This is a genomic window from Alteromonas sp. ABH4_452 (assembly GCF_056311825.1).
On the sequence record NZ_CM149973.1, the window covers coordinates 1804620 to 1819449 of the forward strand.

Genomic DNA, 14830 nt, shown 5'->3' on the forward strand with positions numbered 1-14830 from the left:
TTAAATGTTCCGTATACTGCTAAGAACTAAAACCAAGCTTCTGGTATGATTATGACATCGCCTGGAAGTATATCGATATTCTTTGTTATGTCACCTTCTCTAATTAAATCGTCGATATTTAAAGAGTAAGTAGTTTTATTATTATTTTCGACCCTAACTAACTTGGCACTATTGCCATCGGCAAATTCAGTCAATCCTCCAACGGCAATCATAAGATCTAGTAACGTCATGTGCTCAGTATAGTTAACTGCGCTGGGATTAGTCGCCTCTCCAATGACTCGTACTTGCTCGCTTAAGGGTCCTGAAAAACTATTGACGCTAACTGTGACCCTCGGATTATTTATATAAACCGAAAGTTGTTCTTCAATCTCTCTTGCAAGCATAGTTGGCGTTCGACCAGCTACATCAATATCCTCAACCAATGATGTTGTCACCTTTCCGTCAGGTCTAACAATGAATTGACCAGAGACTTCAGGGTTCCGCCAAACAAAGATAGTTAGTGAATCCCCTGGGCCGATAAGATATTGATAGTTATTAACGTCTGTAGTGAGGGAAGGTCGTGTTGTCGCTTCTGGTAACGACGAGGAACTATTACATCCAGTGATTAAAGAAATGATTATGCAGACTGTTGCGTTTCGTAACGAGCAGAAGCGGTTCATAAGAGATCATCCTACACTCAAATGGTTAAATTTTCACATTGTGGCGAGTACCCTACGGTAATTATCACTATAATGCCAATAACAATTCTAGTCTATTAGAAAAAATCCCTTTATGATACGTAAGATAAAGTAGTTTTGGGAGGCCAGGGGTGGCAGTTAACAAGCGAAATCAGAATAAACGCTCAAATATTTTAGTTATAACGGAAGCGTTACTTATTGCTTATATTGGGTACATTACCCATTTCATATTGACTCAGATAGGATTATCTTTTGAAGTTCCTGTAGAGAAGCTTTTAGTTAATACCGGCTTATTGACAGTGTCAATTTTGTTATGTTCTTTATCTGTAGGTCTCTACGAGGCCAAGCTTCGTGAAACGTTTAGAGGAATAATACGCCGGATTTTTGTTAGTGTAGGACTAAGCTACTTTTTAGTTGAAGTTGTCAGTCGAGTTTTGTTTGATGACTTACTTATGGATGGATATTTTCTACCCGCTTCAGTTTGCTCCATTATCATAACACTTGTTGTATTTAGGTACTTTACAAACCGACTAGGGTTACTTGGTCTGGGTAAAGTTAGGATCATAGTATTGGGCGCGGGTGAGCGTGCATCTATTATCGAAAAAAGAATGCGTCGCGATGTCGATCGCATAGGCTTCGAACTTGTAGGCTTTATCCCTATTCCGGGGGATAATAGAGAAGATGGGATTCACAAAGAAAAGATTATCCATGTAAAAGTGGACGAGAGTTTTCAAAAGTTCATAGCGGACAATGATATTGAAGAAATTGTTATAGCGTGTGACCAGCGTCGCGGTACTTTGCCTGTTGAAGTGCTCTTTGATTGCCGATTACGAGGCATTGAAGTAACTGAGCTGCTCGATTTTATGGAGCGAGAAACTGGCCAGATAGTTGTGAACCTCATGTATCCTAGCTGGGTCATTTACTCTAACGGTTTTAAAAGCCAAAACTACTTGAGGGACGCTTTAGACTATTCAGTTAATGCAATTCTAGCTTTCATCATATTTTTCTTTGTGTGGCCTGTAATGCTTGCTACCGCAATAATTATTTATCTTGACGATGGTCGACGAACTGGAGTATCCGTGCTTTATAAGCAAGAGCGGGTTGGTCTTAATGGACAACTTTTCAAGATACTTAAATTTAGAAGTATGCGTCCTGATGCAGAAAAAGATGGTGCTAAGTGGGCGAGCAAAAATGATGATAGAGTCACAAGAATAGGCCATTTCATTCGAAAGTACCGAATAGATGAACTTCCTCAATTGCTTAACGTGTTCAAAGGCGAAATGTCATTCATCGGCCCGCGTCCAGAAAGGCCTCAGTTTGTGGAGCAACTAGTTCGTGAAGTGCCTTACTATAATCAACGACACAATGTTAAACCTGGCCTAGCAGGATGGGCACAGCTCAATTACCCCTATGGCGCTAGCGTTGAAGACTCGATGGAAAAGTTAAAGTTTGACCTTTATTACGTGAAGCATCAAAGCTTGTTATTAGATATACTGATTCTGATAAGAACCGTTGAAATTGTGTTATTTGGAAAAGGAAGATAGTTTCCAGTTATAAAAAAGGGACAGGGTAGTATGTTGGCAAGGAGTAACTTAAAAAGCTTTAGCATCGCTTTAGTTATTGCATTATTGTGGGCTGTAGCTAATTACCATGTGATGCGAACACTTTGGGTGCATGGTTTCGATGACGGTACATATTCACATGCTTATCTCGTACCCTTTATCATAGTCTACCTGCTGTATTCATGCGCTCAGACAGGAAAATTTGAATTACGTACTTCCGTTAATCGCTATTGGCTAATTTTTGGTTGTTTAGTCGGCGCAATTTACATAGTTGCTCTTTTTTCACAAATCAGCTTACTATACTGGTGTTTATCATTGGCTATGCTAATAGTCGTAGTTTTCCAAGTATTCAAGTTTAGTTGGTTTTTAGTTTTCCCACTCGTATATCTGATATTAATTTATCCTTTTTGGGGAGCGTTTGCTTCATTCTTTCAAGACCTCTCTGTTTTTGTAGTAACACTTATAATGTCTTTTACAGATATTCCAGTTTTTGTAGAAAATGAGTTTGTTACAATTCCGGCGGGCGTTTTTGAAATTGCAAGGGGATGCAGTGGTTTAAGATATATTATCGTATCCTTAGCCATCAGTTCGTTGTATGTCTATTTGTATCTACGGACAGTTAAAAGTGCGTTAATCTTCGTAATTGTTGCCGTATTCGGCGCTTTAGTAACGAACTGGGTCAGAATAGTTTGCCTTATTCTTATTGGGCACTACACCAACATGGAAAGCTCCCTAATGACTGACCACAATAATTTTGGTTGGTATATTTACATTCCAGTCGTCTTAGTTCAGTTTTACATTGGCGCAAGGCTGGAACGTTCAGAAGAGATATTAGATCTTCATAACAAAAACGTTGTAAAAATTAGACCGTCCGCATCCGTTTCTATCAATAATCACGCGTTGATGGGCTCGATGGCACTTCTTTTTCTGGCATCTTCAGTTTCAGTTAATCTTTACACAACAGCCCACACAAAAAATCATCACGCACAGAGATTCGGTTGTGAGCTAGCCGTTACAGATAATATTTTTACTGTTTATAACTTCGACTCTGTATGTGAATTGGATAGCGATAAAGCTGAACAACGTCAATTTAAGTTTTTATATAGCGGAAGGTTACTCGATGGGAAAGCGAGTTACTACCTAAATACAGTTATACCTGAAACGCATCGACTGTTATCGGAACGTAATGATAAAGAATACAAGACTTTACTCACTAAAAACAATGTCGGTCAGACGTGGTTGTTAAAATATAACTATGAAATAGATGGGATGACGTACAGTACTCCCAAATTATTCAAATTTGCTCGTTTAAAAAATGCTTTAAAAGGAAATACAGAGCATTGGTTAAACGTTTCTATTGAGAAGTGCGAATTTACGTGCGTAAAGTCTTTTTCGAGTCAACTGGGCGATTAAAACGTGCAATTACAAATAATCCGCACAATAACCGACTTTAAAAGTTTAAAAGAGCATTGGCAATCACTTGACAGAAAAGCGTGTAATAAGAGCATTTTCCTGAGTTTCGATTGGATTGATGCGTGGGTAACTTCGTTTTCTAGCAGTATATCTGCTATGGCCGTGATCACTGTTTGGGAGGGCAATGAATTAGTTGGTTCACTGCCTTTGTATACTAAAAGTGGTGAATCTGAAGGTGTATTCTGGTTTCTCGGTAGCGGAGAACCAGAACTAGCTGAGGTCTGTAGTGAGGGGCTAGATGTTTTACTTCTATCTCCATCAAAAGCAAAATATGGCCATCTATTTAAGAAAGCTTTTATTAAAATTGGTTTAAAGAAGTTAATTGTAAGCAACAGCTTTGAAGATAGTTTTCTGGCTAGACAACTTCAAGAAAGTGGCTTTTTTAAGACTAAACAATTTATAGGCAATCGTTACTTCATTCGAGCGCATGAGGCCAGTACTAAACTTGAAAAGAGAACGGCTCGTTATTCTAGAGCTGCAGAAAAATTAGGTGTTAGCTTCCACGTACTCAAAACGGTTGACGAATTAGACAGTTATTTCGGCGAATTAAAATCACTTCACAACTTGAGATGGCGCAAGAGTCAACCAATAACTATTTTTGATAATGATAAATTTTGTTTATTCCACTTGAAACTTGCAGAGGAATTGATCAAAAAAGATAGTCTTTCATTAGTTTTGTTAAAAAAAGAAAATAAATCTATTGCTATCAACTACTCATTGGTATCAGGTAATGATCTGGTTTTTTATCAAAGTGGTGTTGATACATCGTTTAAACCTAATCTGTCTCCGGGAATGCTTCTGCATAGGTATCAGCTTGAGCTAGCGCGCGAGCGTAAACTAAACAAATATGACTTTTTACTTTCTATGCCTCCCTCCTATAAAGAAAGCATTACGGAATACGCTGAACCCGTTTACTGCTCTATCTATTATAAAAGCTTTTCCGCGTTTGTATTAGGTAGGGTTTCAATACTTGTCTCAAAAATTAAAAATAGACTATTTATTAAAAATAAAGAGGTAAGTTTTGCAGGTTAATACGTCTCACATTCCGGCTGCGAGTAGACAATCACAGGCGGGCTTCGCTTACTTTCTTCTTTGTGTATACACAATGCTGCTGCTAGCTCGACCTCATGAGTGGCCGGTATTTAACATAGAGTTTCCACTTTTAAGAACATTCTTAATCTTAACGTTTATGTTTTACTTAATTGGTCTCAAACCCAAGGTATGGAACGTACAGTGCACAATACTTATTTTATTACTTTTTTCGATGCTTCTCTCGGAGATTCGAGCGTATAGGTATTTTAGTGATTTAAGCAAATTAATTGAGTGGATTAATGCGAATATAATACCTTTTATTCTATATTTCAGCTTGTTAACTACCGTAAAACGACAAAATGTTGTCTTTTTTATTTCGTTATCAGCCGCGCTTATAATGGTGCATCACGCTTATAGTCAAATTCAAAGCCCTGTAGGGCAGGGGTGGGCTGAGTCTGTGGTATATCGTTCCGACGGGGGGGCGAAGTCTATTCAAGCTAGGTTCGTCGGTAATTTTAATGACCCAAATGATATGGGGATGTTCCTAGTAATGAATATCCCCGTAGCAGTCTATTTTTTATTGTCCAGTAAAAGCTTGTTTACTAAATTGTTCGCTCTAGTAACTGTATTTTTTCTTTGCCTTGGTATTTATTGGACCGGAAGTAGAGGCTCATTGTTAGGTGCGCTCAGCGTTTTCTTCTGCTTGTTTTACATAAAGTTCGGTAAAGTGAAAGCTATTATCTTAGCGTCGGTTAGTATTCCTGCAGTTTTTCTTGCTATGGGGGCTTTCAGAAAGATAAGTAAAGATGATGAAAGTGCTAGTCAGCGTCTAACTGCTTGGTACGAAGGCATACAAATGCTTAAACATAGACCATTGTTTGGTTTTGGAAAAGAACGTTTCTTGGAATACCACTCTAAAGTTGCTCATAACACCTATGTGACAGTTATGTCAGAATTAGGCATTATCGGTTACACATTGTGGGCTATGTTTATGTTAATCGCGCTTCACATGCTATTAAGCGTAATGAAAGTGCAAGACGCCAAAGAGGGACACGAGGAGTTGCTTAACAAAGAAAAGCATCTAAGCCAATATTTGCTTGTAGCTTTAATTGGTTATGCTGTGACGGCATTTTTCATCAGTAGAAGCTATATTATGGTGGTATATATTTTTGTCGCGATGGTCGCTGCCATGTTCTTTCGAGTGAGTAAGTTTACTTCGCTGTCGTTAACTTCTAAAGACCTCAAACGTATATTGTTGCTTTCGCTTTCAAGCCTCGGTTTTCTTTACGTCCTTATAAGAATTTTGCTTACTATTTAAGTTTTGAGAGATTAAACAAATTGAATGAATTAAAAGCCAGTGTCATCGTGGCGATGTTTAATGGCGAAGCAACCATTGAAAAAACATTGAATAGCTTATTGGCACAAACTTACAACAACTTTGAAATCATCGTGGTTGACGACGGTTCTACGGATTTATCAAGTAAAATAGTTGAACAATATCTAAAAGAAGACAGAGTAAAATATATATATAAACAGAATGGTGGGGTTGCAGCAGCAAGGAATACTGGAATCGAAAATGCTTGTGGCGACATCATTGGTTTTTGCGATCAAGATGACCTCTGGAAACCTGAAAAGCTAACGGAACAAATGAAGGTTTTCAATGATAATGCTCATATTGGCGTTGTTTATAGCTGGATAGAAGTCGACACAGAAGGGATGTTAAGTGAGAGTCACCCGTGTTTTGAAGGCGATTGCTTTAAAGCCTTATTAATGCAGAACTTTATCTCTTGTTGCACAGGCATGGCAAGACGCGACTTACTTTTAGCGATAGGAGGCTTTGATGAGAGTAGAGAGTTACATGGCGTAGATGACCGGCATGTTTGGCTTCGACTTGCAAAAGTAACGAACTTTGCAGTAGTTAAACAAGTTTTGGCTACTTATGTGATACACGGCGCGAACTATTCTCTCAATGAAGAGAAGATGCTAAAAGCTGACAAAGTATGTATTGAAAAAATATCGCAAGATGAAACATTGAGCGCGGTAGAAAAAAGCTGGTGCTCTGATGCTATGTTTAAAGTTTATCTTCATTACGCAAACAATTTTTTTTATATTAATGAAATAAGAAATTGTGCTCGGTGTTTATTAGATGCTTGGGGCATAAAAAAATATCGGCTGGACCTACTTATTGCTTCCTTGATATTAAGTGTTGCACCCTCCTCATTTATTAAAGGGTTAAAGCGAGTAAAGCAGTTATTAAAGGGAGTTGCTAAATGAGTCAGAAAGCGATTGTCGTCGTCGGAATGCATCGAAGCGGGACTTCAGCGATATCAGGTCTTTTAGCAGAACTTGGTGTTTTTATGGGAAGCTCGCTATTTGCACCTCAAGAAGGGGTTAATGAAAAGGGCTTTTTTGAAAATTCACTTTTGGTAGACATAAATGACAGACTTCTAGATGAAAGTTTGCTTTCCTGGGACCACCCCCTCGCTTTGACGCTAGCGGAGGAACAACAGCCTCATTTATCTGCCTACCAAAATGAAGCGAAACTTATAATAGAGAAAGATTATCGCGGAAAAGCACTTTGGGGAATGAAAGACCCTCGAACCTCGTTACTTTTGCCTTTTTGGCTCAAAACATTTAAAGACTTAAATGTCTCCGCCAACTTCATACTAATGCTCCGACACCCCATGGAAGTCTTTGGTTCTTTAAAAAAACGAGATGGTTTCTCTTTACAAAAAGCAATGCACCTTTGGCTAAATTATACACTATCTAGTTATTTTGGTTCGCTACAACAACCTTCACTGATTTTAAGGTATGAAGATTTATTAAATACCCCGGAAACTTGTGCAAAGAGAATTTTTGAAACTTTTTCGTTAGGCGAATTAGATAGTCTAGCTTCGCAAAGTTTCATTGATAAAAAACTTCAAAATCAACACTCGCTTAACGTGCCAAACGATAGACTGGTTAATTTGGCTATGACCGTTTATCTGGAATTAGGTAAATCGGTTATCGATCATAACGCTGTTGTTAAAGCCTCAGAAGAGTATCACGCTCATTTGCATTCGTTGTCCAGTGTACTAGTAGAACATTTAAACGCAGTGAAAAAAGAAGAAGTCTATTTCAAACAGCACTTTCTAAATGCTTATGAATCTATTTGGTGGAAATTAAGCTGGCCTTTGAAAAAAATTGAGTCTTTTTTTAGCTTAGGCAGGTATCGAGGTTAAAAAGTGGAGAAATTATTAATATCCGTAATAACATGCAGAAGGCCCGTATGGTTAGCAAGACTTCTAGATGCACTTCAAAATCAAAAGGTAGACGAAGACATAGGTGTATCAATTTTAGTAGTCGATAACGCAGCAGATACTGAAACTAAAAATGTGGTTAAACGCTACAACGATAGTCCTATAAATGTTGTCTACGAAGTTGAAAATAGACCTGGTATTGTGTTTGCTAGAAATAAGTGTATCGAGTTTGCAATAGGTGAAAGCTCAGATTACCTAATCTTTATCGATGACGATGAATGGCCTCAACAAAATTCGTGGGCTCAATCACTACTCAACGGGTGTAAAGAAGCTAATGCAGATATCGTTACAAGTCATGTTATTTCAGTTGATGAAGAGCTGAATCAAAATTGGGCGACAAAGGTTTTATACCCTCCTCCAAACTACATTAAAGGCGAACACTTAAAGGTTTTTTATACTAATAATGTCTTGTTGACCAAGCGTGTTTTTCAAAAACTTCACCCTTGTTTTGATGTCCGATTTGCCATGACAGGAGCGAGTGATTATCACTTTTCTCTTCGAGCTAGAAAAGCTGGTTTTGTCACGGTATACACGGACGCTCCTGTTATTGAAGAACTACCAGCATCAAGAACAAACGTTAAATGGTTTTGCAAAAGAGGATTCCGCTCCGGGATTGGTTATACAAGATCGCATTTATTTGAAGAGAAAATAACCTTAGTAATTCTCAAATGCTTTATTCTGGCTATCATTAGGTTGCTAAGAGGCGGGGCTATGATTTTAAAATCTATATTTACAATGAATAAAGGTATCTACGTAGACGGGCTATTCCGAATGAGCTCCGCTGTAGGCACAATTGTAGGGTTGTTCGGTGTGAAGCATAATGAATATAAACAGATTCATGGTCAGTGATGCTAGCTATTTAATGTGAGTTAACAGTTATGATTCTTTCTGCGTTAAAACTCGCCAGTCTACTAATATTTATAATAGGTGTAATACTTTGTTCGATACTTGCCTTCCAGCTTCCAGTATTAGATCAATTTTATTTTATCGACTTTATCCCAGACTATGTAGCCTTGTTTCTTTTTTTACCAGCCATAATTTTCATTAGTAAAAAAAGACTTTATTTATTTCTTACTGGTTGTGTCTTTTTCGTTATGGCATCTCCGTTTCAGGTCAATATTACTCACAATTTAGTCGAAGAAGACAGTATTATTCATAATAGATTCAAAGTCGCATCGTTTAACGTAGCCCAAAGAGTTAATGCTGAAAAACTCTATCAATTTTTTGAGCAAAAAAATTTAGATGTGTTGTTTGTGCAAGAAGGGAGTTACGACATGTTTAAAGACGCTTTTCGATATAACTTGTACGGAGAATGTGTGAAGCGACTATGTGTTTTATCTAAATACGCTCTTACTCAGTTAGAAAGTTTAAATAGACGACCGTTAGGAGGCTGGGGGCAATATGTTTCTCTCCACAAAATAAACGTGGGAGGAAACGTTGTTTTGCTGGCAAACGTGCATTTTGCATCGATTTCTAATTTTGGCTATCGCTTCAATACATTTGCAGGATTTCTATCAAAAATTTCGCTTTTCAAAGATACAAAGGCGATAGAATTCGGTTTAGTTAAAGCGCTGATAGAAAAATGGAGCGATGATGACGCTATTGTTATAGCCGGGGACTTTAATTTAACCGATAGGAATCAGCAGTTTACGCAGTATTGGGGTGAATTTAGAAACGCCTTTAATGAAAGCGGCTTTGGCTATGGAACTACAAGAAAAAGTTGGTTTCTCTCGCCTCGTATAGATCATATTCTTTCCAATAAGCGGCTTTCACCTGTCGCTACATCGGTTTGGCGTGATATGGAAAGTGACCATTATCCTGTTGTTTCAACTTTACAATTCATAGGACAAACTGAGTGAAAAATGCAAAGTGCATTGTTTATGCTGATAGCAACTCTAACCATCTTCAGCAAGTTTATACAGGCTTGACTATGCTACATCGCCAAGGTGTACTTAACGTTGACATGAGGGTAAGTAAAGAAGCAAGAAAAACGAAAACGCCCTTTAGCGTACAAAGCAATATATTGCACCTTGAGTTAGAGAGGAAAAAACTCTGCTTTGACACTTCTGACAGTGCTTTAATAGATTCAGAGGCATTAGAACGGTGTGATTTTTTATTTAAACGTAGTTTTAACCCGACTATTGACCAAGTTAACTATAGTAAAAATGTGCTTCCATACGGCCTAAACTATTTAGTTTATGCGGACAGTTTTGACCGTTTCGCATTTAAACGATGTGCACTTTTTTATCACACGAAAGACTGGAAAAAAGAACTCATCAAGCAGGCCGACTTCTTAGGTAAGCTTCATTATAAAGTATCTACATCAGCATTGTACTCTCGCCCAGTTCTAAGAGAAAATCCTAAAATATTATTTTTAGCTAGGTTATGGGACACCAATACAGATAGCTTTTTTACTGTTACCGAAGAGCAAAGGCTGCAACGAGAACAAATAAATAAACAAAGAGTTGAGTGCATAGCATTGTTGCAGGAAACATTTAAAGATAAATTTACCGGAGGGCTTATAGCTACTGACTTTGCTTTAAAAGAGAAGCCGAAATTCGTACTAAAAAATACTGATTTAACAAGTAAAAAGAATTATATCAATACTGTTAAATCACACGATATTTGTATCGCTTCAACGGGGCTTCATGGTTCTATCGGGTGGAAGTTCGGTGAATATATCGCAATGTCCAAAGCAATCGTTAGCGAAAAAAATGAAAACACAGTTAGAGGTTTAGAGCCTAACATTCATTTTCAAGAGTTCGACTCGGCTACAGATTGTGTTGAACGTGTCAAAGGGCTTGTGGAACGCCGTGATGATAGATTTGAAATGATGAAGCAAAATCACCTTTTTTACGAATCACACTTGCGTCCGGACAAGCTATTGATGCGATGTTTTAAACAGGTTTTATAAAACGTCAAAAGCTGTTTTAGCAGTAATCTAAACCATTGGGCTTTATCATAATTAAGGCAAGATAACTAGGAAACAAATTTAGTGAGCAATATACCAAGAACCAACCACTTTATATGGATAAGATATCTTGCTGCGTTTTCAATTGTTTTTTCGCATTCAAAGCAATTTGATACAGCCCCTCAAACTTATATAGATGTCGTTTCAAAACTAACTTGGTTAGTTCCAGGTGTGCCTATTTTGTTCTTTATAAGCGGCTTCCTAATTTCGCTTAGCTCATCCAACAGTTCTACGCTAAGTGAGTTTTTCGTAAAGAGAGTTTTAAGAGTTTACCCTCCGTTATGGGCCGCATTTGGTGTCAGCATAGTACTTATTTTCAGCTTAGGTATGGTGGATTTGACGGGGAATGACTGGCTCAAGTTTTTCGCGTGGTGTTTAGGGCAGGTTACTGTCGTATTTTTTTATCACCCAGAGTTCCTGAGTCACGTTGGAACTGGAGTTTTAAATGGGAGTCTCTGGGTAATTCCCGTTATACTTCAGTTTTACTTAGGGGTACCCTTATTAAGAAGGCTAGATGCATATTGGGTAACTAAAGGGAAAAGCCATTTTGTATACTACTTATTGCTTTGTTGTGCGTTGTTTAATATGGTATTTCACTATGTGAATAACTTTAATCCCAATGTACTAACCAAGGTTATCCACTTTCTTACACTTCTACCGTGGTTGTTCTTTTTTCTGTTGGGTTACATATTTAGTCGCGATTACGATAAGTTAAAAAACCTAACAAAATATGCGAGCCCTTGGCTGCTTTTACACCTATCTCTCTTTTTAAGCTTAGGTGCAATAGGCTTGAAATGGGGAAGAAATGATATTAATCCTATTCTGTTTACTGTTTTAGCTTTTTTTATAATTAGTATAGCCTTTAAAGCTCCTTCCGATTTTGCTTGGTTCACGCGCTTAGAAAAAGCTATTGCTAGAAACGACATATCCTTTGGCCTATTTGTTTATCAGATGGTTATCTTAAATACAATGATGTTTTTAGGTATATTTAGCGACAACTGGACTGCTAGATTGTTTACCTTTTTAATAGCTACAGTAGCGATATCTTCGATAAGCCTACTATTTCTAGAAAAGCCTATTAGGAATAGAAGGGACTGGTTCATTCAGGTTTTTTCTAAAGAAAAAAAATAGAAACTATTGGGCTTATAGCGTGCAGGCCCAAGGCCATTTTTCTAATACTGTAAATCTTTACTCAACTGATAATATAGCTATCAGTTGAGTCTTGTACAATATGAATCTACCAGACTTCACTAGAAGGCACTAGCTTTTAACTACAGTATTGTCTGGTTGTAAGTAACATTATTTACTTTCTAGAAGCTGTTAACCCCAAATTTAAAGAGAATGGATTGCTTCAATCGAATCTTTAATTTTTGCTTCGGGAAACATTTTGTCGTTTAGCTCAATACAGTATTGTGAAGCGACATCGAACAGGAATCCTTTATCTAACTTTTTAAGAATATTCAGTTTTTTCTTTGCTTTGAAACTGTGTGATTGTTCAGTAATAATTCGAGACTCATTTATGTTCAAAAAATTACATAGCTTAGAACTTGAATTAGCTAGTTCCTTTGTTTTTAAGATTAGTAGTCTATTTGAGGGAACATTATGTAATACGTTGTTATTGTGCTCGCTCCAAAAGTCAAAATATGCGGCAAGTGGGTATAATCCAAGTTTTTCTAATGGCTCGTCGTATTTAGTGTAAGAAAAGCCACGATCGTAATAGTTCCTTCTGCCTCAATCATAGAGAGAGTTTTTCTTTTGTACATTTCTAGCAAGTTGATGATTAAACCAAGAGTCAATCCAAGATACACAGTCACGAATGGTCAAGACAAACTTTGCTTCTTCAAAGGTCTCGACAAGAAGCTGAGCAAACTGACCGTAATAGTGAGAAGAATCCATCTCGAGCCAGTTATATTTATCTCTCTGTTTCAACTCCTTTTTAATGTCTTGGTCTGACAGTAGTCCAGAGTTTCGCAGGTATATCATGGCAATAACGAAGGTGTCATTTATTTCGTGATAGGATCTAAAGTTATTTAGTATGTTGGCTATAGAGTGGGTACCTGATTTAGGCGTACCTAGGCAAAAAGCTTGAAAATTTCTCTTTTGTAAAACTCTTCGAAGTGGTGCTTTGTACTTTTGAGTGCGCGTGAGCCGAGAATACTTTTCAAATTCGCTTCTGCATACAACTACAGGGTCTAGTGTCATTTTTATCGTGTTCCTGAAAGCAAAAAGAGTGTTAAGAAACTATCAATATCTTACATAAAGCAGAGTTTTTTGTTAGCAAAAAATAGAGCAATGAATCGACAAGGCTTTACCAGACACTTTTTCATTACAATTTTCTCTTTATTGTTGAAAACATTAAGCTCATTATTTCTTTTGGTATAAAAAAGTAAGCAAGTGTGGGGACAAAAAATGCATTGAAGATAATAGTAGAAAGAATCAACGAGGCCCATGTGGTAGGCAAAATAAGCTGCTCTCTCGCTACTAACCATAGTACAAAAAAAACAGACGCAGACGCAGCGAAGCAGATATCAAGTTTTGCTAATCCTATTTTGTTATGTCGTTTAAAGGCAATGCGGTAGAGCATGAAATTTACCAAATATGATACCAATACGAAGGCTAAAGCGACGCCAATGACACCATAAATTTTTCCAAGAGCAATACTTAACAATATTGTAAATATTGAACCTATCAAGGAAGCATACATAAGGTTTTTATGATTGGCTTGTGCGATAAGAATATTTCTAAATATCATAGCATATGGCCGAACGAGTAGACCTAAGGCCATTATAGATATGAGAGCAGATGCTTTATTAAATGAGTTCCCCAGCCAAATTCTGATGAAAGGGTCGCTGAAAACAATAAGATTTATAGCTAAAGTTAAGCAGCATAAGAAGCACATTCTCGCGATCGTATCTATGTGATTTTTAAGTTCTCCTCCACGAGCTACCAATTTAGTAAAATATGCTGAAAAAGATTGAAAGATAGAGTTGTTCAATGTTTCAGCATGGTTTATGAGGTTTTGCGCAACTCCAAATATTGCCACTGAATTAACAGTCATAATATTACTGATTAAAATCGGAGCTGAGCGTTGGTTAATCATTTTGGCAAAAGCCATAATGATTATATATTTAGAAAAGTTAAATAGCTCAAGAAATCCATTATAAGAAATGTACTTTCTTTTCAAACACCAGTAAGGATAAATTTTCCTAGCAGCGATAATCTTTAATAAATTTATAAAAATATCGGTAAAAACAGCACATAAAGCCATAGTAACAATACCAAAGTGCCTACCGACAAAATAAATTAAAGTAGATTTCACAATGACGTTTAACGTGGCGAGGGCGGCATCAATATCTACCCTCAAGTGAGCAGCGTATATCGCGTTAATAGGGTTCATCGTGAAATCAACAACTATTTTAACAGCAAAGATAGCTGCCACTTTTGTTAATAGCTGACCCATATCAGCTTCTAAACCGAGTAAGTGTGGGAATTGGAATACCAATAATGCAACGAAGGCTGATATAACTCCAAGTGATAAAAATAAAAATAGGGATGTAGTCAGGTATAGATTAGCGGTATCTCTATCTCCTTTTTCTAAATACAAGGTAACAAACCTTTGAACAGCAGCGGGAAAGCCCAGTTCAATTATATTAAAGAAAGCTAACACAGAGAGGATTAGAAGCCATAAGCCATACCCTTCGCTACCAATACTTTCAATAATACTGGGGGTAAGAATTAGCATTGCTAAAACAGTAATGACTTTTTCAATAAGCGAGAATAGTCCTGAGGATAGTAGTCGTTTTTTACTCAAAATTT

13 protein-coding genes are annotated in these 14830 nt (G+C 37.2%); 10 read left to right on the forward strand and 3 right to left on the reverse strand.

Features of this window, described 5'->3' with window-relative positions:
* Nucleotides 1-26: 26 nt before the first annotated feature.
* A complete protein-coding gene (locus ACYX4N_RS07640) occupies nt 27-659 on the reverse strand; it encodes an XrtA/PEP-CTERM system exopolysaccharide export protein (RefSeq protein ID WP_474805611.1) in 633 nt (210 codons plus the stop codon).
* A 149-nt stretch (nt 660-808) separates the two neighbouring features.
* Here ACYX4N_RS07640 and ACYX4N_RS07645 point away from each other — a divergent pair, with 149 nt between their 5' ends.
* The 10 genes from ACYX4N_RS07645 to ACYX4N_RS07690 all read left to right on the forward strand — a co-directional run bounded on the left by ACYX4N_RS07645 (nt 809) and on the right by ACYX4N_RS07690 (nt 12145).
* Complete coding sequence (locus tag ACYX4N_RS07645) at nt 809-2221, forward strand: TIGR03013 family XrtA/PEP-CTERM system glycosyltransferase (protein WP_474805612.1); 1413 nt, start codon at nt 809-811, stop codon at nt 2219-2221.
* Nucleotides 2222-2251: 30 nt separating this feature from the next.
* Nucleotides 2252-3652 (forward strand): exosortase, encoded by a 1401-nt coding sequence (gene xrt / locus ACYX4N_RS07650; protein ID WP_476056153.1) that lies wholly within the window; start codon nt 2252-2254, stop codon nt 3650-3652.
* A 3-nt stretch (nt 3653-3655) separates the two neighbouring features.
* Entirely contained in the window at nt 3656-4744 is a 1089-nt protein-coding gene (locus tag ACYX4N_RS07655) for a GNAT family N-acetyltransferase (protein WP_476056154.1), read from the forward strand.
* A 397-nt stretch (nt 4745-5141) separates the two neighbouring features.
* Nucleotides 5142-6062 (forward strand): O-antigen ligase family protein, encoded by a 921-nt coding sequence (locus ACYX4N_RS07660; protein WP_476056155.1) that lies wholly within the window; start codon nt 5142-5144, stop codon nt 6060-6062.
* 20 nt (nt 6063-6082) lie between these two features.
* Nucleotides 6083-7018: a glycosyltransferase family 2 protein gene (locus ACYX4N_RS07665; RefSeq protein ID WP_476056156.1), complete on the forward strand. Its 936-nt coding sequence runs from the start codon at nt 6083-6085 to the stop codon at nt 7016-7018.
* On the forward strand, nt 7015-7965 hold the full coding sequence (locus tag ACYX4N_RS07670; RefSeq protein ID WP_476056157.1) for a sulfotransferase family protein: 951 nt from the start codon (nt 7015-7017) through the stop codon (nt 7963-7965). The genes ACYX4N_RS07665 and ACYX4N_RS07670 overlap by 4 nt, the downstream gene beginning before the upstream one ends.
* Nucleotides 7966-7968: 3 nt before the next feature.
* Nucleotides 7969-8892, forward strand: a complete 924-nt coding sequence (locus ACYX4N_RS07675; protein WP_476056158.1) for a glycosyltransferase family 2 protein — start codon at nt 7969-7971, stop codon at nt 8890-8892.
* 29 nt (nt 8893-8921) lie between these two features.
* Nucleotides 8922-9902, forward strand: coding sequence for an endonuclease/exonuclease/phosphatase family protein (locus tag ACYX4N_RS07680; RefSeq protein ID WP_476056159.1), 981 nt, complete (start codon nt 8922-8924; stop codon nt 9900-9902).
* A complete protein-coding gene (locus ACYX4N_RS07685; protein WP_476056160.1) occupies nt 9899-10957 on the forward strand; it encodes a hypothetical protein in 1059 nt (352 codons plus the stop codon). Before ACYX4N_RS07680 ends, ACYX4N_RS07685 begins: the two co-directional genes overlap by 4 nt.
* A gap of 81 nt (nt 10958-11038) precedes the next feature.
* A complete protein-coding gene (locus ACYX4N_RS07690) occupies nt 11039-12145 on the forward strand; it encodes an acyltransferase family protein (RefSeq protein WP_476056161.1) in 1107 nt (368 codons plus the stop codon).
* Nucleotides 12146-12745: 600 nt separating this feature from the next.
* On the opposite strand, the gene ACYX4N_RS07695 is transcribed toward ACYX4N_RS07690, so the two are convergent.
* A complete protein-coding gene (locus ACYX4N_RS07695; RefSeq protein WP_476056162.1) occupies nt 12746-13216 on the reverse strand; it encodes a sulfotransferase in 471 nt (156 codons plus the stop codon).
* Between the two features lie 124 nt (nt 13217-13340).
* Nucleotides 13341-14825 carry an oligosaccharide flippase family protein gene (locus ACYX4N_RS07700; protein WP_474805629.1) on the reverse strand — a complete coding sequence of 495 codons (1485 nt, stop codon included), beginning with the start codon at nt 14823-14825 and terminating at the stop codon, nt 13341-13343.
* Nucleotides 14826-14830 lie beyond the last annotated feature (5 nt).